Raw genomic sequence first — 23,346 nt, 5'->3', positions numbered from 1 at the left:
CATGGATCAAGAGCTTTCCACCCGCATTTTGTCAGCGGTCGATGACCTGTTTGATCAGGAGATCGCGTTTCTATCTGAGCTGACATCGCACCCCTCGACGCGTGGCTTTGAGCAAAGCGCGCAGGCCTTTATGGCCTCCGAACTGACGTCGCGCGGTATGGCGGTCGATCAATGGCAGATCAACGTCGATGACATCAGCCATCTGCCCGGCTTCTCCCCCGTGCTTGGCCCGTATGAGGATGCCCAAAACGTCGTCGGCACCCATAAAAGCCGAACCCAAAAGGGCCGCTCTTTGATCCTCAATGGCCATATCGACGTGGTGCCCGCCGGGCCGCTCGACATGTGGGACAAGCCGCCGTTTGAACCGCATGTGGCCGATGGCTGGCTCTATGGGCGCGGCGGTGGTGATATGAAGGCGGGACTGGCGTCAAACCTCTTCGCCCTTGATGCCCTGCGTCATCTGAACCTTGCCCCCGCTGCCGACGTGCTTTTTCAATCCGTCGTCGAGGAAGAATGCACCGGCAACGGCGCGCTGGCGTGTCTCGCGCGGGGCTATACAGCCGATGCCGCGCTGATCCCCGAGCCGTTTGAGGAAAAACTCGTCACCGCGCAGATCGGAGTGATTTGGTTTCAGGTGCATCTTAAGGGCGTGCCGACCCACGTTGCATATGCGGGCAGTGGCGCGAACGCGATTGAGGCGGCGATCCCATTGATCCATGCGCTGCACGAAATGGAACATCGTTGGAACGCTGCCGACAAACGGCACAAAGATTTCGCCCATCACGACCATGCGCTGAACCTCAATATCGGTAAAATCCAAGGCGGCGACTGGACCAGTTCCGTGCCCGCATGGTCGGTCATAGACGTGCGCATGGCGATTTTTCCGGGCCAGGACATCGAGGCCGCAAAGGTGGAGATCGAACAGACCATTTATGAGGCCGCGCGGCAAAACGCTTTTCTCAAAAATGCACTGCCGGAGGTAATCTATCACGGCTTTATGGCCGAAGGATATGCGCTTTCAGAAGACACATCCGCCACGGCACAGGCCGCGATTGGGGCATTGGAGAGCGCACATTTGACCACCACGGGCGAGGCCTTGGATCACGCGGCCATCACCGCCACGACCGATGCGCGGTTCTTTGGCCTTTACGCCGACACGCCCGCGCTGGTCTACGGCCCGCGCGCCGAGGCCATCCACGGATTTAACGAACGCGTGGAGCTGGAAAGCATCCGCCGCATCACAGGGGCCACGGCCCTGTTCATCGCCGATTGGTGCGGCGTCGAAAATATTTAAGGACCGAACTCATGCGCGAAGCCGTTATCGTTTCCACCGCCCGCACGCCGATTGGCAAAGCCTATCGTGGCGCGTTCAACAACCTCGAAGGCCCGGCCATGGCCGCCCATGCGGTGCGTGCTGCCGTGGCGCGTGCAGGTCTTGAAGGGGGTGAGATTGAAGAGGCCATTTTCGGATCGGCCCTGACCCAAGGCTCCACCGGCATCAACGTCGCGCGCCATATCGTGCTGGCCTCAGGGCTGCCCGATACGGTCGCGGGGGTCACTCTGGATCGGCAATGCGCCTCGGGTCTCAATGCCATCGCATCGGCTGCCCATATGGTCATGGCGGAGGGCGTCGATGTGGCGCTTGCAGGGGGATTAGACTCTATTTCCTTGGTTCAAAACACTCACTGGAACGGCTACCGCTACCCATCTCCGGGCGTGCCGGATGCCTATTACATGTCGATGATCGAAACCGCCGAAGTGGTGGCCGAACGTTATGGCGTTACGCGCGCGGCGCAGGATGCCTATGCTTTGGCCTCGCAGAAAAAAACCGCAATGGCCCAGGATTTGGGTCTATTCTCCGATGAAATCGTCCCTGTTGAGGCGATTAAAACCGTGACGGATAAAGCCACAGGCGAAAGCCATGAGGAGACCGTGCGGCTGGAGGCGGATGAATGCAATCGCCCCGGTACAACGCTTGAGGGGTTGAGCAGTCTCAAAGCCGTGCTTGGCCCGGACAAATCCGTCACGGCGGGCAACGCCAGCCAACTGTCGGATGGGGCCTCTGCCTGTATCGTCATGTCGGCCAAAGAGGCGGAAAGACGTGGATTAGAGCCGCTTGGCGCCTTCCGAGGCTTTGCCGTGGCAGGGGTCGCCCCCGAAGAAATGGGCATCGGTCCGATCTATGCCATTCCGCGACTTTTAAAACGTGCAGGCCTGACCATCGACGATATTGATCTTTGGGAGATCAACGAAGCCTTTGCCGCGCAATTGCTCTATTGCCGCGACACGCTTGGCATTCCTGATGAAAAACTCAACGTCAACGGCGGTGCGATCTCCATCGGCCATCCTTATGGCATGTCGGGCGCGCGCATGGCCGGGCATATCTTGCTTGAGGGCAAACGCCGCGCTGCACGTTATGGTGTGGTCTCAATGTGCATTGGCGGTGGCCAGGGCGCGGCGGGATTGTTTGAAATTTTTTAATTCACATCCCGGGGCCCAATCTTTTGTATAGAGTTATATGAATATCAGATTCGGACACCGGGGGCACCATGGCACGATCAACCACACTTCTTCTTCGGGCTTTGGCTGTTGCCCTGCCAACAGCCCTTGGGATCACCAGTGTTTTGTACTCGGACACCCTGCGACAGGCCCCCGCCGCCGCAGAGGTCAAACGTCCGCCCACCGCCGTGCGCGTGATCACCGTGCAGCCGATCGACATGGTGCCGCATGTGATCGGCTATGGCTCCGTTGCCCCGGTGCGCGAATGGCGCGCCGTGGCGCGGGTTCCGGGGGACATCATCGAGACAGCGAAAGGGCTTGCCCCCGGCGCGGTGATGCCCGAAGGCGCACTGTTGTTTCGGATAGATGACAGCGATCTGCGTCTGGATTTGGCGCAAATCGACGCGCAGCTGGCCTCCTCCCGGCTGCAAGACGACACGATCAGTGCCAGTCTTGAATTGGCGCAGGCCGACCTGAGCCTGATGCAAAATGAATTGGCGCGGCAACAAACGCTGGCGGAGCAAGGCGTGGTCACCCAAGCCGCGCTTGACGCGACCCGGCGACAAGAGTTGACAGCCCGCACCAAACATCTTGAGCTGACACATCAGCGCGCGCTCAATGTCGCCAATCGCGATGTGCTTGCCACCCAACGCGCCTCCGTCGAACGTGCCCTTGGCTTTACCGAAATTCGCGCGCCTTATGAGTTGCGTCTCACGGAGGTGACCGCCGATCTGGGTCAATTTGTCGGGGCTGGGCAAACACTTTTGTCCGCAGAGGGCACCGAAGCTGTGGACATTGCTGCGCAGTTTCCGATTGGCCGCATTGGCCCGCTGTTGCGACTGGCGGGAGAGGGCACGAGCGCGCTCGATCTACGGGCTCAGGTGCGCATTCCCGCGCCGGACCATGCCGTGATCTGGCCCGCCACAGTCGAACGTGTTGGCGAGGCGATTGATGCCCAAACCCAAAGCGCGGCCATCGTTGTGCGCGTTACTGATCCGCTGGGGCAAAGCGTGGCCGGGGAACGCCCGCCATTGCGCCGCAATATGTTTGTGGAGGTGGTTCTGTCCGCCCCCAAATCAGCGCAAATTGTTGTGCCAAGTGACGCGGTGCGCGACGGCACGGCTTTAGTGGTCTCCGCCGAGGGCACGCTTGAAAACCGCAAAGTTGTGGTTGGCTTCACCTCGGATGACATCGCGGTGGTCACACAAGGCCTGAGCGCGGGCGACGTGCTTGTCGTCACCGATCCGACCATTGCGGTGCCCGGCATGGCGGTCAAACCCGTCGAAGATACGGCCCTGATCGCCAGTCTCGCCGCCGCCGCTTTGGGGACACCCGCGGGTGCGCCTGTTCCCGGTTCAGGTGGCGGGTCAGGCGCAGGATCCGGCCAAGGATCCGGCATGGGTAAAAAATCGGAGCCGCAGGAATGATCCGTCTTTTCGCCACGCACCCGACGGCGGCCAATATCCTGATGATCATCCTCATGGGGCTGGGCCTCTTGGCTCTGCCGATGTTGCAACGTGACACCTTTCCTCTGGTCGCGCCAACGGATGTCGAAATTCGCATCCCCTATCCCGGCGCTGCGCCCTCTGAGGTCGAAACCGGGATTTGTAGCGTGGTCGAAGAGCCGCTTTTGCAGATCGACAACCTGGATGAACTGACCTGTCTGTCGCAAGAAAACGCCGCCGTGTTGACCGCTGTGATCTTTGAGGGGGCCGATATGACACGGTTCCACAATGACATCAAAGACGCGGTGGGCGGCATTTCCACCCTACCCGCCAAGGCCAATGACCCGGTCACCCGCGTGGTCGAACGTGTGGCATCTGTGGCCTCTGTCGCGGTCATCGGGCCGGATGATCCGGCGGTACTCTTTGCCTATGCCCAAACATTCGCAGATCGCCTGCGCACCGACCCCGAGATTTCGCAAGTCACAGTCAACGGCTTCTCGGATCGCGAAATTGCCATCACTTTCGATGCATCTGCGCTCGAACGCTTCGGCCTCGACATGTCTGAAATCACCGCTCTTTTGGCCAAACACAGCCTCGATATGCCCGCAGGCTCGCTCGAAAGCGCCTCCGGCGATGCCGCAATCCGGTTCTTGGCCGAAAAACGCACGCCCGCCGAGTTGGAAACCATCCCTTTGATCAGCCGCTCCGGCGGCGGAGATGTGCGCTTGGGCGATGTGGCCACGGTGCGCGCGGGCTTTGATGATCCGTCTCAGGCCAGCTATTTCGGCCAGAACCGCGCCGCGATTGTTGCCGTGAGCAAAACCGCGAGCCAAGACGCCCTCAGGGTCAAAGCCGCGCTCGACCGTCAAGTTGCAGAGGCGCAACGCGACGCCCCCGGCAACATCACCCTCGCCATTTCACAAGACTCAACAGGCAATATTCGTGATCGGCTTCGGATCATCGGAGACAACGGCCTTCAGGGGCTGATTTTGGTGTTCTTCACCATGTGGCTGTTTTTCGGATTTCGCATGTCGTTTTGGGTCGCCCTTGGGCTTCCGGTGTCCTTCCTCGGCGCAATCTTTGCGATGCAGCTTTTGGGCTACACCATCAACATGATGACCATGGTGGCACTGTTGGTCGCGGTCGGGCTGTTGATGGACGATGCAATTGTGATCTCTGAAAACATTGTGCGCCGCCGCCAGGCCGGGGAAAGCGCCCGCGATGCCGCCGTCAATGGTACGCGTCAGGTGTTGCCCAGTGTCATCGCCTCGTTTCTGACCACTGCGATGATCGTTGGGCCGCTGGCCTATATGGCGGGCAGTATTGGCGCGATCCTGAAATACATTCCCATTGTGCTGTTGATCACGCTGACCGTCAGTTTGGTTGAGGCGTTTTTGATCTTGCCGGCGCATATGCGTCATGCGCTGGACCGCGATATGCGTCCGGGGCAGATCAGCCGGTGGATCAATGGTCTGTTTGAGCGCCTCAGAGATCGCGCCATCGTGCCTTTGGCCGAACTGGCGCTGCGCTATCGCTATCTGACTGTTGGGCTGACGCTGTTTGTCATTCTGTTTTCCGTGGCGCCCTATACCGGCGGTTTCATCAAATATCAAAGTTTCCCGACGCTTGAGAGCGACACGGTCGAAGCGCGGCTATTGCTGTCGCAAGGTGCACCTCTGGAACGGACCGAGCAACGGGTCGCCAAGGTCGTCAAAGCCCTTGAACAGATGAACGCCGACTGGACCCCGGATCAACCGGACGGACAGGCCTTGGTCCAAAGCTACACGATCACCTATGGCGTCAATACGGATGCGGCGGGATCGGGCGCGCATATGGCCACGGTCAGCGCCGCGCTTTTACCCGCAGGTGTGCGCACAACCGCGGTCGGAGACATCCTCGGCCAATGGAAAAAACTCACCGGGCCGATGCCGGACATGGCCGCGCTACGCTTTACCGACAAAGAACGCGGTGCGGGCGGCAAGCCGATTGACCTGCGCTTGACCGGCGATGATCTGGATGAACTCTCCGTCACCGCGCGTGAAATTCGGCGGTTTTTCCGCGACTTTGACGGTGTGCGCGATGTGACGTTTGATCTGCAACCCGGCAAGCCCGAGATTGTTGTGACCCTGCGCTCTGAAGTCGCCAATGCTCTTGGCGTCACGCCTCAAGCCATCGGGAACGAACTGCGCGCAGCCTTCAAGGGCGACAGTGCCGTGAGTTTTGTCGATGGGTACGGTCAGGTCGATGTGGTTGCTCGCCTTGCCGCCACCGATCGGCGCAGCCTGTCCGATATCCTTGACCTGCGCGTTCCCGCCGCGAATGGCACTCATGTGGCGCTGAGCGCCGTGGCCGATCTGCGCCTGACCCGTGGCTTTGACACGATCACGCGGGTCGACGGCAAACGCACGGTGCGTGTGCAGGGTTCGATTGATCCGGCCATTGCCAATGCGCGCGAACTGATGGTCGCGCTCAAATCGGACTACCTACCGACCTTGCCAGAGCGCCATCCCGGCGTCTTTGTTTCGATCTTGGGTGAGGCCCAAGATACCGCCACCACTGGGGCCTCCCTGGGCCGCAATATGATCGTCGGCTTGATCGGGGTTTTCCTGCTTTTGTCGTTTCATCTCAAAAGTTTCCTGCGCCCCGTCGCCATTCTCGCCGCCATCCCGCTTGGGCTGGTCGGCGTGGTTTGGGGGCATATGGCCTTGGGATTGCAACTGTCGCTACCGAGCCTTGTGGGACTGGCGACGCTGGCCGGGATCGTGGTCAATGACTCGATCCTTTTGGATGCCTTCATGCAAGACAAACGCAACGCTGGGAGCGGGATCATCGAGGCCGGACGCGAGGCGGTGCGGGAACGGTTTCGGGCGATTTTCCTAACCTCCTTGACCACGGTGGTCGGGCTTGGACCATTGCTTTTTGAGCAAAGCACACAGGCGCAATTTCTGCGCCCGATTGTCGCCAGCCTTGCCTTTGGCCTAACGGTTGCGACGGTTTTGTCGCTGTTTGTGACGCCCGCTGTGGTCGCGGTTTTGGATGATCTGCACTTTGGAAAAAAACGCCCGATCCCGCGTGAGAGCGTGGATCAGGCGTAAGATCGAGAGAGATCCTTTCGAACCGAGCCAAAGAGAGAGGAGATTACGCTGCATTCTCTGCGTGACGCGCGGGCAAAATCTCTTCGCCAAAGGCGCGCATTTGGTCCTCGGCCCAGAACCGAATGTCCTGAGTGCGGACCTTTTCGCGGTTTTTCTTCATCCGACCACGGCGTTCTTCTTCTGGCATTTCCAAAGCAAATTGGATCGCGCCATCCATCGACTTATGCGAGAACGGATTGGTCGGCACCGCCGAGGCCAATTCCACCGCAGCCCCGGCAAATTCGGACAGCACCAAGACCCCGTCACCATCGGTGCGCGCCGCGCAATATTCCTTGCACACAAGGTTCATCCCATCGGCCAAAGGCGTGATCCACGCCACATCGGCCGCGCGGTAATAGGCCACGAGATCGGTGAATTTCACCGGCCGGGAAATCAGCGCGACGGGTTGCCAATCGAAGCTACCATAGCGGCCATTGATCATCCCCGCCTGATGTTCAAGATCGCGCTGGATTTCCTCATAGGAGGTCATTTCGGAATTGGCCGCCACCGAGACATGCATCAAACGCACCTTGCCGCGCAGGTCAGGACGGGTTTCCAAAATCCGCTCAAAACTTTGCAGCTGTTCGATCCCGCCCTTGGTGTAATCGGTGCGCCCGACCGAAAGGATGAGCTGTCCGTCGCCGATTTCTTGCTTGATCTCTTTGACCCGTTTGGCCGTGGCCTCATTGGCCACCACCTCTTCGATATAATCGACATCAACGCCCACGGGGCTGGCCTGAAGGCGCACCGTGCGGCCCTCATAGCCGATTTCGGTGACCACACTTTGTTCCGAGAGCGCAGAGGTTTCGGGCACCATATCCGGGTGAACCTTTTCGCGTTTCAACGTGTCGACCTCCAACAGGGAGCGGGCGGAGGACACAAAGTTGTTCACGTAGCGCGGAATGTGGAAGCCGATGACATCACAGGCCAAGAGGCTTTCCAAAATCTCTTTGCGCCAGGGCAGCACATTGAAAATATCGGCGTTCGGAAAGGGCGTGTGATGGAAAAACGAGATTTTGACATCCGGGCGCAGCGTGCGCAAATAGCCCGGCACCAGCCAGAGGTTGTAGTCATGGACCCACACAACCGCCCCTTCGGCGGCTTCGGCGGCGGCAGCTTCGGCAAAGGCCCAATTCACCTCGCGAAAGGTCGGCCAATCGACGGGATCGTAGTTGTAGCGTTCTTTGAACCCGTGCAGGATCGGCCAAAACGCCTCTTTCGAAGAGACATGATAGAAACTTTTAACCTGTTCCGGCGTCAGCGGCAGGCGCGAGACGGTATAGGTGCCATAGGCATCGTCAATTTCGATCACCCGCTCAAACTCGGGGTTGGCGGGGTCTTTCGCATGTTTCCACGCGATCCACGCGCCTTTGTCGACACGCCCGAAAAAGCTTTTGAGCGTGGGCACAATGCCGTTGGGGCTTTTGTTTTCGCGGTATTCGATTTTCCCATCCACCTCGACCTCTTCATAAGGTTGGCGGTGGTAAACGATGACAAGATTAGATGACATATCAGACTCCTTTTGGGATATCGTGAAGCTCGAACGCGGCGATGGCTTCCAAAATACCGGCGGCCCCATGGGCCTTGGCGTGATACACGGTATCTATGTCATGAAGCCGCTGCATGAGGGCGGTTTCCGAATTGCCGACGGCCACGGATGGGAGGCCAGAGATCAACATGGACAGATCGTTCATCGTGTCCCCGGCGCAAAGAACACGCTCCTCTGGAATGCCTAGATGGTCGATCAAACGCCGGATCGACGGGCCTTTTGACACACCTTTTGGCAGGACATCGAAATAACGATTGTCGGAGATGAGCCAATCGAGCCCCATCGCTTCGACCTTCGCTTCCGCCGTCACGTCATAGCCGGTCGGCGTCAGATCGTAACTGACGCGATAGCGAAATTCGGTGGGCTGGAGCTTGAGCCCCGGATGATCGGCAAAGGCCTCGCGCACGGCTTGGCCTTGGTCGTTCCACCGTGCGGCGATGTCTTCTTCGAGGGTGGCAATCGGGGCGATGGACCCGTCCGGGCGGACCTCGGCAATCGTCGTGCCAACATCGCCGACAACAAATTCCGGCCACGGCAGGCCCTGCTCGCGGCACATCTGCATGATAAATTCCGGGTCGCGTCCGGTGACAAAGATCAGACCCACGCTGTCGCGGTTCTCTTCGATCCAAGAGTAAAGGCGTTGGCGATCCTCAGGCGTGCCGCCCAAGAAAGTGCCATCAAGGTCGGTCGCAAGGGTAAAGCGGCGCGCGGCGATGGCCGGGCGCGGTGTGGTGTGTACGTTCATGAGTCAAACGGCTCCGAATTGTAGCGGAAGATCGGGGGAAGGATGATCTATTGAGAGATCAAGCGCATAGGGTTCGGCCTCAATCGGGCGAGACCACAATGCGGTGAAGGCCTCACGCAAATCGGACCCTTTGTGCAACACCGCATTCACCGTCTCACAGATCGGCATGGAGACTCCAAGACGACGCGCGAGATCGGTCACAGAGGCGGCGTTGACCTCGCCTTCGACCACGACCGAACGCCCCTCAAAACAGGACGGGCGTGCGATGCCCTGACCCAATTGATAGCCCAAGGACATGTTGCGCGAGGTGGTCGAAGAACAGGTCAGCGTCAGATCACCCGCCCCGGACAGGCCGGTGACGGTTTCGCGTTTGCCGCCAAGCGTCTGGGCCAAAAGCTTCATCTCATCGGTGCCACGGGTGATAAACGCCGCGCGGGTGTTCTCGGCAAAACCCGCGCCCGACATCATCCCACAGGCAATGGCGATCACGTTTTTAACTGCCCCACCGACTTCAACCCCGACAAGATCGTCAGAAACATAGGGCCGAAACCCACCGCCAGACAGTGACATTGAGAGGCGGACAGCCGGGCTGCTTTCCGGTGTCAGCCGATCCTGATAGGCGAAGGGAAAGGCCACTGTGGCCGCTGTCGGATGATCCAAAGCGGTTTCATGAGCAAAGGTCGGCCCGGAAACCGCACCAACCGGATGGCCGGGCAGTTCTTCGGACACAACCTCGGACAAAAGGTATCCGCTGCCACGTTCAACGCCCTTACAGGCCAATGCGATCGGAATGCCCGTTGGCAGGTGGCTTGCTATGGCCTGACACATCGGACGTAACGTGGCCGAGGGCGTCACCATCAAAACGGCCTCAGCACCCGCAAGCGCATGAGCCAGATCGGCAGTGGCGGTCAGACCGTTTGGAAGGTCGACCTCGGGCAGGTAGTCAGAGTTTTGATGAGTGAGATTGATCCGTTCCGCCAGATCGGGGCGGCGTGCCCAAAGGCGCACCTCACGTCCATTGCGGGCCAAAACGGTAGCGAGCGCTGTCCCCCAACTGCCTGCGCCAAGCACAGCGATGCGGTTGTAGGGAAGCGACGGGGTATGGGAGATAGAATCCTTGATGGGGAGCTCCTTTTGGGTGCTCTAAGGTCTGTTCTGTTATTCAGGTTCTGCGCGCCCCACCCGCCTCATCACCAAGGCAGCGCGGCAAGGAGCAAAGACCAGCCAGAAAGGCGTCGCGCTCTACGGGTCGATCTATGAGAGACCGAACGGGTCCGCCGCGTGGACCACGTCGCATAGATAGTCTTTTTTGAGAGTTTTTTCAACCCACCACGCCGCATTGCAGAAAATAGCATTGATATCACAACAAAATCTTTCCAGATCCGCAGGATCAATCGCAGCAAAGATACCACCCTCAATCACCGATTAAAACGGGCACAGGGTCTGTCGTTTTTTGCAATGCAGGAGCCATCCACACAGGACCATTCACCGTTCGAGGTGATGGTGGAGCGATCCAGCTTTTCGCCGCGTTCATTGCCACAAAGCGTGGCTTGGCGTCCACGCTCCATGCTGACAAAACCTCTGGCAAAGGCCTTAGTTTGTGAAGCTTGGGAAGGGCGGGCTCATGCTGCCATTTTGGGCGAAATCTTTGGTCCAAGGACTGGAGCGGATTTGGATCGTCAGCCTTGCTGAGACGACAATAGCTCCAAACGCGCCCGGTACCCAGATTTAATATGCACACGGGCAGCGTGTTCCGCAGCATCTCCGTCATGCGCCGCAACCGCGTCAATGATCGCTTGATGTTCATCCTGTGCTTGGACGCGCCGTTTCGCAATGCTGTAGGTTGAACCGGGCAACAAGCTGAGATGAATACGCAGGTTTGCGAGCGCATCAATCATATAAGCATTGTGAGAGGCGCGCACAATTTGCAGATGGAACTGTTTGTTGTGGGTTTTGAGCGTGTCGGGATTGTCCACCCCGACATCTAAGCTGACGAGTTCTCGCAACAGGCTAATTTCGGCAGGGGTGGCGTATTCCGCGGCAAGCCGCGCGGCCATACCTTCCAAGCCTTCACGCACAGCAAAGAGCTGGCGCAAATGGTCGTAATCCAGATGTGAGACGATCAATCCCCGCTGTGGCCCATGTTCGGCCAGTCCCATCGCATGAAGCCGGTGCAAAGCTTCGCGTACCGGGGTGCGCGAAATCCCAAGTTGCTCGGCCAATTCGGTTTCCCGCAGCCGAGTGCCCGGTGTCAGTTTCCCATCTTCGATGGCATCCAGGAGTTGTTCCAAAGGCGTGCCGCGATGCATGTTTTTTTCCATTATGGCTTTCATGACCGATGAAACTTTCTGTTGGGGCACCCTAATACACGGCCCGGAAAGGAATGGGCCGCGCCAGGTCTGTATACATAAGGTCCCAGTGAAAGCCAAGCTTGACCTCAAGGACACTATGCCGCACAGCGCCACAAGTGCGTCGCACGTGTGGCTACGCATCATGCAAACGATCAAATCCCGTCCGCAGGTCACGGATCAAGTCTTTTGGATCCTCAAGCCCCACATGAATGCGTATGGTTTGACCCATTGGAGTCCAATCGGTGGCGGTGCGATAAACTGTCGGATTTGTGGGAACAAGCAAGCTTTCGAAACCACCCCAGCTTGAGCCCATGCCAAAAAATTGCAGGCCATCGAACAGCCGGGCGAGACGGCCGCGATCCGTTTCACTGATAACGAAGCCAAACAAACCGGACGCGCCAGAAAACTGGTTTTTCCAAAGCGCATGATGCGGGTCTTGTGGGCGCGCGGGATGCATCACCCGGATCACCTCACCTTGTTGCGCGAGCCAATCTGCAATGGCCAACCCGCTGGCGTGGTGCTGGCGCATCCGCAGTGGCATGGTCCGCAATCCACGCAAGGCGAGATAGGCGTCATCTGGGCTGACGCAAAATCCAAACCGCAGATAGGTTTCACGCAAACGATCATAAATCTCTTCTGTGCAGGCGATGGTGCCCAGCATGATGTCGGAATGCCCGGAGATGTATTTGGTGCCAGCTTGCATGGAAATGTCGACACCATGTGTCATCGGCTGGAAAAAGTAGCCAGCGCTCCATGTGTTGTCGATTGCTGTCACAACGCCATGCGCGCGCGCAACAGCAACGATAGCATCGACATCCTGGACCTCAAAGGTCTGCGATCCGGGAGATTCCATCCATATGAGTTTGGTTTCAGGGCGGATCAATTCGCTGATACGTTCGCCAAGCGTGGGGTCGTAATAGGTGGTTTCCACACCCAATCCCCGCAATACGAAATCACAAAATTTCCGGGTTGGACCATAGGAACTGTCACTTACCAAAAAATGGGCACCGGGTTCTGCAAAGCTCATCAGAATATTTGAAATGGCACTGACACCAGAGGGAGTCACCAGAGCGCGTTCGCTGTGTTCCAATGTGCAAACGGCATCTTCGAGGGCATGGGTTGTGGGCGTGCCACGACGTCCATACCGCAGGCGCGCGCCCTCTTTGACATCCAATGCGGCGAGAGTGGGAAAGAGGATCGTTGAAGCACGGTAGACCGGGGTATTCACGGCACCAAAGTGCTGAGCTGGGTTGCGTCCGCACTGTGTGAGTTGGGTGTCAAATTCCATGTCATCAGAGGTCATAAACGAGGATTCCTTGTCATTTTCGGTATGCGCGGCGTCTTTGCGATGCTTTTGCTCGCTGTTGCACTCTACTGAAAACATTTGTATACACAGAATCAGAAGGCGTCAACGACATGACTAAATCCGTCAGTGCGAACGGACCCAAGAACGCCAAAGACCCAACAGATGAGGACTAAAAATGAACAAAGATTTCAAACTGAAAACCGCGTTGTGCGCCATCGGCCTTGCCACTTTGGGGAGCGCTGGCTTTGCTGATTCGGGCGATACGCTTGCAAGCGTCAAAGAGCGTGGTGAAGTGCTGTGCGGCGTGCATCCGGCACGTCACGGCTTTGCTGCGCCAAACAGCAAAGGGCATTGGGATGGCTTTGAAGTGGATTACTGCCACGCTATTGCCGCCGCGGTTTTTGGCGATGCGGACAAAGTGCGGTTTGTCGCCCTGTCATCGCAACAACGTTTTCCTGCCATTCAGTCTGGCGAGGTCGATGTCTTGGTGCGCAATGTGACTGCAACGCTGGGGCGTGATACGGCACTTGGCCTGAACTTCGCGCCACCGATTTTCTACACTGGTACAGGTTTTCTTGTGCATGCCGACTCTGGCGTGAAAACGGTCGAAGATCTGGATGGGGCCACCATTTGTGTTGCCCCCGGCTCAACCACAGAACGCAATGTGGCGCAAATTTTTGCGACCCGCGGCATGGACTACACACCTGTTGTGATCGAAAACAACAAACAGCTTGTCGATGCCTATGTCACCGGACGATGTGACGCCTTGACCAAAGACAAGGCCGCTCTTCCAGGTGTGCGCGCCTATGACACCGAAAACCCGGCAGAACATGTGCTTTTGCCCGGCATCTTTTCCAAAGAACCGCTGGCCGCGGCTGTACGCCAAGGCGACGACCAGTGGTACGATTTGGTGAAATGGGTGACCTATGCCACGTTTAACGCCGAAGAGTTGGGCGTCACTTCTGAGAATGCTGGCGACATGAAATCTTCTGACAACGTGGATATTCAATCGCTTTTGGGGGTCACGGGCGACTATGGCTCCAAGCTCGGTGTGAGTGAGGATTGGGCCTATAACGTCATCACCCAAGTCGGAAATTATGCAGAAATCTATGCGCGCCATTTTGGCCCGGGCAGCCCGGTGGAATTGGATCGCGACCTGAACACTCTTTGGGTCGATGGAGGTCTGCTTTACGGTTTCCCAATCAAGTAACCCGCTTGCGGGAGCTGTCGCCCGGCTGTGACGTTTTGAAGTCCGGCGACAGCCGTATGAAGCATGATATCCAAAACCTCACGGGAGCAATCAGTGACACATATTGATGGGAGTGATCAGCGCGGGGCCAAACCGCGCCAGACGCTCAGTACTCTTCTCTACAGTAAGAGTTTTCGAACGGCTGTGACCCAAGTGGTCATGGCGGCAGTCGTTATCTTTATCGGTCTCTTTCTTTACCAAAATGTTGTCGAAAACCTGCGGGCGCAAAATATCGCGACGGGATTTGGATTTCTGGAACAAACGTCGCAATTCGACATTGGCGAAAAGATGATCACATACAGCGCGCGCGATAGCTATGGCCGCGCCTTTGTTGTCGGGCTGCTGAACACTCTGTCGGTCTCCGCAGCCGGAATCTTTTTGGCGACCCTTATCGGGTTCACCGTCGGGATTTCGCGGATCTCAAGCAACTGGTTGCTGTCCAAAGTGGCGACAGGATATGTTGAAATCGTTCGTAATATCCCGGTGATCCTGCAGGTAATCTTTTGGTCGGTGCTGTTGCGCAACCTGCCAAATGCGCGCAATGCGGTTGAGGTGTATGGCGTCGGCTTTCTCACCAATCGTGGTCTGACCTTTGCTGTGCCCGCAACGCATCCGATCCATTCTACGATGGGAATTGCACTTGTGGCTGGTATCGTCTTGGCCATTCTCGGGTCGATTTGGGCCAGACGCCATCGTGAAAGTACCGGAACATACGTAAATATGCTCTGGCCCTCTATCGGACTTGTTATCGGGCTTCCGGTTCTGGCTTGGCTGTTTGGCGGCGCGCCCACTGCCATTAGCTATCCTGTGCAAAAAGGCTTTAACTTTCAAGGCGGCGTCACCATCTCGCCGGAGTTTACCGCCCTTTTGATCGGGATCGCACTCTATGCCTCTGGGTTTATCGCAGAAATCGTGCGTGCCGGTCTTCAGGCCACGCCAAAGGGACAGATCGAAGCGGCCCGTTCGATGGGCTTTCGTCCATGGTTTGTGACGCGCTATGTCGTACTGCCGCAGGCCTTGCGTGTCATCGTTCCGCCTTTGACCAGCCAATACGTGAGTCTGATCAAAAACAGCTCGATTGCGGTGGTGGTCGGGTATCCTGATCTCGTCAATATCGGCAATACAGTTATGAACCAAACGGGGCAGGCCGTTGAAGCGATTGCCGTAATGATGCTCGTCTATCTGACCATCAGCCTGATCACATCCACCTTTATGAACTTTTACAACCGCCTCGTGGCGATCAAGGAGCGTTAAAAGATGACAACACAGTCTCAACACGCGCCGAAAATGGCCACCCCCCTTGAACCCGTGATGCAATTCGATCCGAATGCAAAAGTACCCTTTGCCAAATGGGTGCAAAAACACCTGTTCACCTCCCTTTGGCAAAGCCTCATGACGCTTGTCGTTGCGGCGCTCCTGCTTCGCTTTGCCTGGTTTGTGTTAAAATGGGGAGTGATTGACGCCGTATTCTACACCCCTGACCCGGACGTCTGCCGCGCGGCGGCGGGGGCCTGTTGGGCCGTGATCGTGGAAAAACACCGCCCGATGCTCTTTGGGCTTTATCCCTATGACGAACATTGGCGTCTGGTGATTATGATGGTGGTCTATCTCTCCACGATCGTGGCGTCGTTGATGCCAAAGCTTTGGAACTTTAAAATCCTCATCCCACTGTGGATTCTTTCCGTGACCTCGATTGGCATCCTGATGTTCGGCGGCGTGTTGGGTCTCGTTTACGTTCCGACGTCTGAGTGGGGCGGGCTGCCGCTGACGATGATTTTGTTTTCCGGAACGGTTCTGATTGGGATGCCCGTTGCCGTTGTGCTCGCTTTGGGGCGGCGTTCGCCGATGCCTGTGGCGCGCGGCGTCTCCGTGGTTTTCATCGAGGCGCTCCGTGGCGTGCCGCTCATCACCATCCTCTTTGTCGCGGTCAACGTGTTTCCGTTGTTCCTACCGGCTGGGGTTGAGGTCAATAAGCTGTTGCGGATCACAGTGGGCATTGCGATCTTCTTTGCCTGCTATCAGGCGGAGGTGATCCGCGGCGGGCTACAGGCCATTCCCACTGGCCAATATGAAGCAGCGGCATCGCTCAACATGAGCTATTGGCAAACCACCCGCAAAATCATTTTGCCGCAAGCGCTGCGTATCAGCCTTCCGGCGATCACCAACCACATCATCGCGGCCATGAAAAACACGTCTTTCGTGATCATCATCGGGCTTTTTGACATTCTGACGGCGACCACTGCCGTGATGCAGGACCCACTATGGCGCCGCTATTATATCGAAGCCTATCTATTCGTCGCCGCTGTCTATCTCTTTTTTGGCTACGCGCTCTCCCTCTATGCACGCCAAGTCGAAAAATGGATCAACTCGGGTCGCATCTGACTGTGCCCGGATAGGAGATACTCATGTCCAACATCATCGCCCAAACTCAATCCCCCTCACCCTCACCCTCACCCTCACCCTCACCCTCTCAGAGGCTTGACCAAGGGCCCATGATCAAGCTCAGGGATGTGTCCAAATGGTATGGCCATTTTCAGGTGTTACACGATGTCAGCCTTGACGTCCGTAAAGGCGAACGTGTGGTGATCTGTGGCCCTTCCGGGTCGGGAAAATCCACGCTTATTCGCTGCATCAACCGTCTCGAAGAACACCAGAAAGGCGAGATCATCGTCAACGGTATCGAGATGACCGACAATGTAAAAAACATCGAAAAAATCCGCCGCAACATTGGCATGGTGTTTCAGTCGTTCAATCTTTTTCCACATCTCAATGTCCTCGACAATTTGACCATCGGACCGATGCTGGTGCGGCACATGAAAAAGAAAGACGCCGAAGAGTTGGCGATGCAGTTCCTTGAAAAGGTTCGCATTCCAGAGCAGGCACAAAAATACCCGCTTCAACTTTCTGGCGGCCAACAACAGCGTGTCGCGATTGCGCGTTCGCTCTGTATGCAACCCGAAATCATGCTGTTTGACGAACCAACCTCTGCGCTTGATCCTGAAATGATCAAAGAGGTGCTCGATACCATGATTGAACTGGCGGACAGCGGCATGACGATGATTTGTGTCACCCACGAGATGGGATTTGCCCGTACTGTCGCGGATAATGTGATCCTCATGGCCGATGGAAAAACGGTCGAAAGCGGCACGCCTGAAGAGTTCTTTGGCAATCCAAAGAACCCGCGGACGCGCTTGTTCCTTGAACAAATCCTCAAACATTAAGGCCTCCCCAGGGCGGGTTCTCCCCTGATCCGCCCCACATTTTTACAACCCACATACTCTCTTGGCTAAAGGAGATCCCTCGTGTCCGCTTTGACACTCGACCTTGCGCGCCTCGCGTCAGGGCTCAGATTGTGTGACCTCTCTGACCCTGCTCAGCACTGGGCCAAACGCGCCATCACGGACACGCTGGCCTGCGCTTTGGCCGGGGTCAATGAACCTGCGGTGCGACTGGCTGTGGGCGTTTTGCCCGCAAGCCCCGGCCCCTCCCTGGTGTTTGGAACCGGGCACAGGCTGCATCCTTTGGATGCCGCACAAATCAATGGCATTGCTGCTCATGCATTGGATTTTGATGATTGCAATTTGGAGATGGACGGCCATCCGTCCGTGTCCATTGTCCCCGGCCTTTTTGCACTGGCCGAAGCACGCAACGCCTCCGGTGCACAGGTCCTGACCGCCTATGTCGCCGGGGTGGAGGCCGAAATTCGCCTCGCGCGGATCGCCAATCCTGCCCATGCGGAACGTGGCTGGCATCCGACGGTGACCTTTGGCGTGATCGGGGCTGCAGTGGCCGCCGCACATCTCATGCGTTTATCGCCGGAACATACCGCCACCGCCATGTCGATAGCAGCCTCTTCTGCGGCGGGGCTTCGGGCCAATTCCGGCACAATGACCAAACCGTTTCACGCCGGACAGGCCAATCGCAATGGTGTTCAGGCGGCTTTGTTGGCCGAAGCGGGCTACACCGCGCGCCTGAGTGCGCTTGAACATAAATTCGGTTTTTTACGAGCCTTTGGTGACAGCTTTGATGTTGATCCGGGCCCCGCATTGGACGGCTGGGGCAAAGACTTTGCACTTTTGTCGCCTGGGATCGCGATCAAGCAATATCCGTGTTGTGCGTTTATTCACTGCGCGATCGATGCCGCCGCTCAGCTGCGCGGTGACATCAAGACCGCTCAGATTGAGCGCATTGAGGTGGCGCTCCATCACAAACGGCTCAAAAACATTGATCGCCCAATGCCAAAAGACGGGTTGGATGCCAAGTTTTCAACCCAGCACCTCACAGCCCGTGCCCTGATCGACGGCACCGTCGGCTTGGATGATTTTCATCCAGAACGGGTGCTTGACCCAACTGTGGTCGCTTTGGCCGCCAAGGTCGCTTTGGTCCCGCACGAGGAGGGGCTTTCGATGGGACTTGTTCATGTCTGGCTCGCGGATGGGCGGCATTTGTCCGCAGAGGCGACCGTGGCCATGGGACGCGACCCGTCCAATCCGATGACCCAATCACAGGTCCGCGCAAAATTCCACGATTGCGTCCCGCCCTCGGATCAAAGCACCGCGCTGTTTGACGCCTTGATGCAGCTTGAAACCTTCCCCTCGCTCGCGCCGATCACCGCTGCGATATGCCCCCCGCCCCCCAAATAAAGACCGGAGGAAACCATGTCTTTGTCTTTTGAGCTTGCCACGCGCGCGCAAGCGCTTGATCCCGAACATTTCGACCCAGAGGCTTTGGGTTTTGCCCGTGTGGCGATTGCCGACATGATCGGTTGCGCTTTGTTGGGCGCCCAAAGCCAAACCACACACTCCGCGCTTTTGACCGGCGTTCATGGCACTGGACCCTGCCATGTATTGGGTCGTCATGAGCGGTTGAGTCGCCTTGATGCGGCCTTTGTGAATGGTGTCTCCGGTCATGCACTTGACTACGACGACACCAGCAAATCGCTTTCAGGGCATCCGACCGTCATCATCATCCCGGCCATTCTTCCACTGGCAGAAACCATGGGGACCACCGGGCGAGAGTTGCTCGACGCTTATGTGATTGGCGTCGAAGCCGCGACCCGTTTTGCGCGGGGCGTAAACTTTGCCCATTACGAAAAAGGGTGGCATCCAACCGCCACGCTTGGGATTTTTGGCGCCGTGGTTTCGGCGGGCATTTTGTTGAAACTTGACACCAAAAAAATGGCCCATGCGATTTCCATGGCCGCCTCTTTGGCATCCGGCATCAAAGCCAATTTTGGCACAGACACCAAACCCCTTCACGCAGGGCTGTCTGCGCGAAATGGTCTTTTTGCCGCCTTGATGGCCGCAGACGGTGTCAACGCCTCCCCCACCGTAATGGAACATCCTCAGGGTTTTTTGGAGGTCTTCAACGGCAAAGGCCATTACGAAATTGAGCGGATGCTGACCGGATGGGGCGCGCCGCTTGATCTGATGAGCCCTGGCATTTCGATCAAAAAATACCCCTGTGTGTACAGTGTTCACGCGGCGATTGATGCGGTGATCGCACTGCACAATGGCCCTTTGAGCGACAGCACACAGATCGCGGATGTCGTGGTCCGGATGCACCCGCGCCGACTTTTGCCGCATGTGCGCAATCCGGCAACCAGTGCTTTGAATGCCAAATTCAGCCTGCCTTATGCTGTCGCGCGGGGGTTGGTGAACGGTGCAGTGCAACTTGAGCATTTCGAAGAGAGCGCCTTGCACGATCCCGAGGTCACTCGGGTGATGGAGCTTATTCGAATGGAAGAAACCGACCCCGAGTTTTCCGATTATGGTGCCGAGGTGCAGGTACGTCTCAAGAATGGCAGCACAGTTCGCGCGTTCGTCGACGTTCCCCTGGGGCGCGGACCAGAATCCCCACTGCCACAGGAAATGCTTGAGGCCAAATTTCGCGACTGCGCCAGCCGCAGTCTGAGCGATGCAGGAACTGCGGAGGTGTTTGACATGCTGATGCGCCTCGACTCGTTGCCCGATGTGGCACAGCTCACAACCACCATCGCCTCCGCCACGCTGTAGATCAGAGGAAAACACTATGAGTTTCGCAAAACACCTTTCCGAATGCGCCCTGTCGATCCGGCTCGACACGCTCCCTGATGCGGCCCTTCACATCGCGCGCCGCGCTGTCGCAGATACGATTGGCGTTGCCCTTGCCGGCCGCTCCGTTCCATATCTGACCACTCTTGAGGCAACGCTTGAGATCACATCAGCCGTAGGAGAGGCCACTCTTTGGGGAGCGGGTGGCGCAAAGGCGTCGGTCCTTCATGCCGCGATGGTCAATGGTACGGCAGCGCACGCGTTGGATTTTGACGATTGCTCGACAACGATGGGCGGGCACCCGTCGGCCCCAATCGTGCCTGCAGTTTTGGCCCTGTCAGAGCAACTTGATGCCTCCGCGGGACAGGCCATTGAGGCTTATGTGACGGGGGTCGAGGTCGAAACCCGTCTCGCCCGCGGACTTTTGCCGCATCACTACGAAAAAGGCTGGCACCCGACCGCCACGCTTGGGGTCTTTGGCGCGGCAGCCGCCTCTGCCCGCATGTTGGGCTTTGACGCTGCCGCTATGGCCAATACTTTGGCCATGGCGGCATCAATGGCCACAGGATTAAAATCCAATTTTGGGACCCCGGTCAAACCGATACATGTGGGGCAAGCGGCACATAACGGCGTCTTGGCCGCCCTGTTGACACAGCAGGGCATGAGTGCAAATCCAGAAGCGTTTGAACATAATTACGGTTTTTTCAACCTGTTCAATGGTGCGGGCACCTATGACATCCAGGCGATTTTGACGGGCTGGGACGGGCCGTTGGAACTGCTTGATCCAGGCATTGCGATCAAACAACACCCCTGTTGCGGCAGTGCCCATTCCGCCATTGATGCCGCGCTGGCCTTGGTATCCGAACATGGCATTTTCGCACCCGAGCGCATCGCTTCGATTGCCACTCAGACCCACGAACGCCGTTTGGCGCATACCAATCGCTCCGACCCAAAGTCCGGTCTTGATGCGAAGTTTTCAGTGCAGTTCCTCACCGCCAAAGCATTGACGGCAGGGCGGTTGCGCCTTGGGGATTTTGCGGATGACAGCTTTTTGACCCCTGAATGTGCCGCCGTTTTGCCAAAGATCACCTCGACAGGACATCAAAAGGAGGACGCCTATTTTGGCCAAGTCTCCGTGACCTTGACGGATGGGACAATTTTACAAGCCGACGCCTCCACCCGATTTGGCCGCGGCCCGACCAACCCAATGAGTGACACAGAACTGAAAGAGAAGTTCACCGATTGTGCCGCAGGCACTTTGGGCGAACAAGGTGCGTGCGCGGCCTTTTCCGCCTGCCTTGCGTTGCAACCTCAGGACAGTCTCGTAGACCTCCTCCAACGGGTTTCCGCCAAGGAGGCCTGCTGATGATCACCTTATACGCTCGCCGCGATTCCTCAAATTGCGCCAAAGTTTTTTGGCTACTCGATCTGCTTGATCTGCCTTTTGATCTTATCCCTATGGGACGCGGATCTGGCGCGCGGGACACTGTTGCGTTTGAACGCCTCACCCCGTTTGGCAAGGTTCCCGTGATCACCGATGGGGCGCTGGTCGCATGGGAATCAAACGCGATTCTGCGGTCTCTTGCCAAACGCACACAGCGCAACACCGTGTGGCCCGAAGATCAGAGGCAACAGACCCGAATAGACGGCTGGATGGACTGGACTTCCCTGTCACTGACGCCACCTTTGACTCGGCTGCGCAAAGTGCGAGCGGCAGGTGGCGAAGGCGAATTGGCTGCGGTGATCGAGGCCGCTACTCTGCTTGATTGGCAATTGGGCCAAAGCCCGTTTATCGCAGGCGACACATTGAGTCTGGCAGACATCGCGGCGGCCCCCTCAGTGTATAGATTGGGGCTTTTGAGCGCGCAGGAGCCAAACCTTCCGAAGCTGCCACATCTTTTGGCCTATCGCGAAACGCTTGAGACAGATCCGCTTTATCGGCTGCATATTCGCGATGCGCTAACCTGATCGCCCGAAGGGGTGCCTCTCCGCGCCCATTCCCCAGCCCTTTCATGAACCAAACGGAGCGCCCCCAGTGACGCCCTGACAGGAGAGCTTTGCCATGTCACAACATCCCCTCCCTTTTCTGTTTTATCGTGGCGGTACGTCGCGCGGGCCCTTTTTCAATCGTGCGGACCTGCCCGAAAACAGCAAGCAATTGGCCCAAGTCTTAATCGCAGTTATGGGCGCGGGGCAACCCAACAACATTGATGGGATTGGCGGTGGTGTGGCCGTCACCACGAAGGTGGCAATGCTGTCGCGGTCAGACGATCCCAATGTCGACATCGACTATTTCTTTGCTCAGGTTTCAGTGGAGGAGCGGCGTGTCGATTTCAAACCAACCTGCGGAAATATGTTGGCGGGGGTTGGTCCAGCGGCCATTGAGATGGGATTGATAACGGCGCAACAGCGGGAAACCCCGGTGAGGGTGCGCGCAGTTAATACCGGGGCGTTGATTGACATTGTGATCCAGACGCCAAATGCGCAGATGCACTATGAAGGCGCTGCTGCGATCGACGGTGTTCCAGGCACTGCGGCCCCCGTCTCATTGATGTTTCGCGAAACCGTAGGCGCAGGCACTGGCATGATGTTGCCGACAGGCCTGCCTCTTGATGTGATCGACGGGATTCCAGTCACTTGTCTTGACGTTGCGATGCCGGTGGTGATTGCACGCGCCGACACCTTTGGTCTCACAGGCTATGAGACGGCGCAAGAGCTTGACGATAATATGGTTTTCACGGCACGTCGCGAAAGAATACGAGTCCAGGCAGGGGCACTGATGGGGATGGGAGACGTGTCCGATAGCGTCACGCCCAAATTTGCCCTGATCGCGCCCGCACAGCAGGGTGGACAAGCGTCAGTGCGGTATTTCATGCCCGTACGCTGTCATCCGACCTTGGCGGTGACCGGCGCACAATGCCTTGCCAGTTGCCTTTTGCTGCCCGGCTCAGTGGCCGAGGGTCTCTGTTCAGTGCCTGAGCGTGGACCTTTGGAGATTGTGTTAGAACATCCTTCGGGTCAGATGGCCGTTAGTGT

General features: G+C 57.5%; 18 protein-coding genes. 13 read left to right on the top strand and 5 right to left on the bottom strand.

Going from position 1 to position 23,346, the window contains the following annotated elements; genetic code table 11:
- Nucleotide 1 precedes the first annotated feature (1 nt).
- The 4 genes from B30_RS11730 to B30_RS11715 all read left to right on the top strand — a co-directional run bounded on the left by B30_RS11730 (nucleotide 2) and on the right by B30_RS11715 (nucleotide 7,039).
- On the top strand, nucleotides 2–1,294 hold the full coding sequence (locus tag B30_RS11730; protein ID WP_009572292.1) for an ArgE/DapE family deacylase: 1,293 nt from the start codon (nucleotides 2–4) through the stop codon (nucleotides 1,292–1,294).
- A gap of 11 nt (nucleotides 1,295–1,305) precedes the next feature.
- Nucleotides 1,306–2,481, top strand: a complete 1,176-nt coding sequence (locus B30_RS11725) for an acetyl-CoA C-acyltransferase (RefSeq protein WP_009572291.1) — start codon at nucleotides 1,306–1,308, stop codon at nucleotides 2,479–2,481.
- A 68-nt stretch (nucleotides 2,482–2,549) separates the two neighbouring features.
- Complete coding sequence (locus tag B30_RS11720; RefSeq protein ID WP_009572290.1) at nucleotides 2,550–3,926, top strand: efflux RND transporter periplasmic adaptor subunit; 1,377 nt, start codon at nucleotides 2,550–2,552, stop codon at nucleotides 3,924–3,926.
- Nucleotides 3,923–7,039: an efflux RND transporter permease subunit gene (locus B30_RS11715; RefSeq protein ID WP_009572289.1), complete on the top strand. Its 3,117-nt coding sequence runs from the start codon at nucleotides 3,923–3,925 to the stop codon at nucleotides 7,037–7,039. Before B30_RS11720 ends, B30_RS11715 begins: the two co-directional genes overlap by 4 nt.
- Before the next feature lie 43 nt (nucleotides 7,040–7,082).
- Here B30_RS11715 and ggpS read toward each other — a convergent pair whose 3' ends face one another.
- The 5 genes from ggpS to metC all read right to left on the bottom strand — a co-directional run bounded on the left by ggpS (nucleotide 7,083) and on the right by metC (nucleotide 13,026).
- The gene (gene ggpS / locus B30_RS11710) at nucleotides 7,083–8,588 is read right to left on the bottom strand and encodes a glucosylglycerol-phosphate synthase (protein WP_009572288.1); all 1,506 of its coding nucleotides are present in this window, start codon (nucleotides 8,586–8,588) and stop codon (nucleotides 7,083–7,085) included.
- Nucleotide 8,589: 1 nt separating this feature from the next.
- On the bottom strand, nucleotides 8,590–9,372 hold the full coding sequence (locus B30_RS11705) for an HAD-IIB family hydrolase (protein ID WP_009572287.1): 783 nt from the start codon (nucleotides 9,370–9,372) through the stop codon (nucleotides 8,590–8,592).
- 3 nt (nucleotides 9,373–9,375) lie between these two features.
- Nucleotides 9,376–10,443: an NAD(P)H-dependent glycerol-3-phosphate dehydrogenase gene (locus B30_RS11700; RefSeq protein ID WP_040402394.1), complete on the bottom strand. Its 1,068-nt coding sequence runs from the start codon at nucleotides 10,441–10,443 to the stop codon at nucleotides 9,376–9,378.
- Nucleotides 10,444–11,051: 608 nt separating this feature from the next.
- Nucleotides 11,052–11,693, bottom strand: a complete 642-nt coding sequence (locus B30_RS11695; RefSeq protein WP_040402392.1) for a GntR family transcriptional regulator — start codon at nucleotides 11,691–11,693, stop codon at nucleotides 11,052–11,054.
- Between the two features lie 163 nt (nucleotides 11,694–11,856).
- Nucleotides 11,857–13,026: a cystathionine beta-lyase gene (metC, locus tag B30_RS11690; protein WP_009572284.1), complete on the bottom strand. Its 1,170-nt coding sequence runs from the start codon at nucleotides 13,024–13,026 to the stop codon at nucleotides 11,857–11,859.
- 178 nt (nucleotides 13,027–13,204) lie between these two features.
- On the opposite strand from metC, the gene B30_RS11685 reads away from it, so the two are divergent.
- The 9 genes from B30_RS11685 to B30_RS11645 form a co-directional block, all read left to right on the top strand.
- Nucleotides 13,205–14,239, top strand: coding sequence for an amino acid ABC transporter substrate-binding protein (locus B30_RS11685; RefSeq protein WP_009572283.1), 1,035 nt, complete (start codon nucleotides 13,205–13,207; stop codon nucleotides 14,237–14,239).
- Between the two features lie 93 nt (nucleotides 14,240–14,332).
- Nucleotides 14,333–15,532, top strand: a complete 1,200-nt coding sequence (locus tag B30_RS11680) for an amino acid ABC transporter permease (RefSeq protein ID WP_226946231.1) — start codon at nucleotides 14,333–14,335, stop codon at nucleotides 15,530–15,532.
- Nucleotides 15,533–15,535: 3 nt separating this feature from the next.
- Nucleotides 15,536–16,660 carry an amino acid ABC transporter permease gene (locus B30_RS11675; RefSeq protein WP_009572281.1) on the top strand — a complete coding sequence of 375 codons (1,125 nt, stop codon included), beginning with the start codon at nucleotides 15,536–15,538 and terminating at the stop codon, nucleotides 16,658–16,660.
- A gap of 110 nt (nucleotides 16,661–16,770) precedes the next feature.
- Nucleotides 16,771–17,499 (top strand): amino acid ABC transporter ATP-binding protein, encoded by a 729-nt coding sequence (locus tag B30_RS11670; RefSeq protein WP_009572280.1) that lies wholly within the window; start codon nucleotides 16,771–16,773, stop codon nucleotides 17,497–17,499.
- Between the two features lie 81 nt (nucleotides 17,500–17,580).
- Nucleotides 17,581–18,921 (top strand): MmgE/PrpD family protein, encoded by a 1,341-nt coding sequence (locus tag B30_RS11665; RefSeq protein ID WP_009572279.1) that lies wholly within the window; start codon nucleotides 17,581–17,583, stop codon nucleotides 18,919–18,921.
- Between the two features lie 15 nt (nucleotides 18,922–18,936).
- Entirely contained in the window at nucleotides 18,937–20,292 is a 1,356-nt protein-coding gene (locus tag B30_RS11660; RefSeq protein WP_009572278.1) for an MmgE/PrpD family protein, read from the top strand.
- A 16-nt stretch (nucleotides 20,293–20,308) separates the two neighbouring features.
- A complete protein-coding gene (locus tag B30_RS11655) occupies nucleotides 20,309–21,676 on the top strand; it encodes an MmgE/PrpD family protein (protein WP_009572277.1) in 1,368 nt (455 codons plus the stop codon).
- Nucleotides 21,676–22,278 (top strand): glutathione S-transferase family protein, encoded by a 603-nt coding sequence (locus B30_RS11650; RefSeq protein ID WP_009572276.1) that lies wholly within the window; start codon nucleotides 21,676–21,678, stop codon nucleotides 22,276–22,278. The genes B30_RS11655 and B30_RS11650 overlap by 1 nt, the downstream gene beginning before the upstream one ends.
- Before the next feature lie 94 nt (nucleotides 22,279–22,372).
- A partial coding sequence (locus tag B30_RS11645; protein WP_009572275.1) for a PrpF domain-containing protein occupies nucleotides 22,373–23,346 on the top strand: 974 nt, incomplete at its 3' end.

The organism is Celeribacter baekdonensis B30 (assembly GCF_000299875.1).
Classification (GTDB): domain Bacteria; phylum Pseudomonadota; class Alphaproteobacteria; order Rhodobacterales; family Rhodobacteraceae; genus Celeribacter; species Celeribacter baekdonensis_A.
Note: the sequence above shows the minus strand (reverse complement) of the source record. Positions and strands in the feature narration are given on the sequence as shown.

What these genes read in the sequence shown, in the direction of transcription:
- B30_RS11730 (WP_009572292.1), top strand. Translation starts at nt 2, where the DNA reads ATGGATCAAGAGCTTTCCACCCGCATTTTGTCAGCGGTCGATGACCTG.
- B30_RS11725 (WP_009572291.1), top strand. Translation starts at nt 1,306, where the DNA reads ATGCGCGAAGCCGTTATCGTTTCCACCGCCCGCACGCCGATTGGCAAA.
- B30_RS11720 (WP_009572290.1), top strand. Translation starts at nt 2,550, where the DNA reads ATGGCACGATCAACCACACTTCTTCTTCGGGCTTTGGCTGTTGCCCTG.
- B30_RS11715 (WP_009572289.1), top strand. Translation starts at nt 3,923, where the DNA reads ATGATCCGTCTTTTCGCCACGCACCCGACGGCGGCCAATATCCTGATG.
- ggpS (WP_009572288.1), bottom strand. Translation starts at nt 8,588, where the DNA reads ATGTCATCTAATCTTGTCATCGTTTACCACCGCCAACCTTATGAAGAG.
- B30_RS11705 (WP_009572287.1), bottom strand. Translation starts at nt 9,372, where the DNA reads ATGAACGTACACACCACACCGCGCCCGGCCATCGCCGCGCGCCGCTTT.
- B30_RS11695 (WP_040402392.1), bottom strand. Translation starts at nt 11,693, where the DNA reads ATGGAAAAAAACATGCATCGCGGCACGCCTTTGGAACAACTCCTGGAT.
- metC (WP_009572284.1), bottom strand. Translation starts at nt 13,026, where the DNA reads ATGACCTCTGATGACATGGAATTTGACACCCAACTCACACAGTGCGGA.
- B30_RS11685 (WP_009572283.1), top strand. Translation starts at nt 13,205, where the DNA reads ATGAACAAAGATTTCAAACTGAAAACCGCGTTGTGCGCCATCGGCCTT.
- B30_RS11675 (WP_009572281.1), top strand. Translation starts at nt 15,536, where the DNA reads ATGACAACACAGTCTCAACACGCGCCGAAAATGGCCACCCCCCTTGAA.
- B30_RS11670 (WP_009572280.1), top strand. Translation starts at nt 16,771, where the DNA reads ATGATCAAGCTCAGGGATGTGTCCAAATGGTATGGCCATTTTCAGGTG.
- B30_RS11660 (WP_009572278.1), top strand. Translation starts at nt 18,937, where the DNA reads ATGTCTTTGTCTTTTGAGCTTGCCACGCGCGCGCAAGCGCTTGATCCC.
- B30_RS11655 (WP_009572277.1), top strand. Translation starts at nt 20,309, where the DNA reads ATGAGTTTCGCAAAACACCTTTCCGAATGCGCCCTGTCGATCCGGCTC.
- B30_RS11650 (WP_009572276.1), top strand. Translation starts at nt 21,676, where the DNA reads ATGATCACCTTATACGCTCGCCGCGATTCCTCAAATTGCGCCAAAGTT.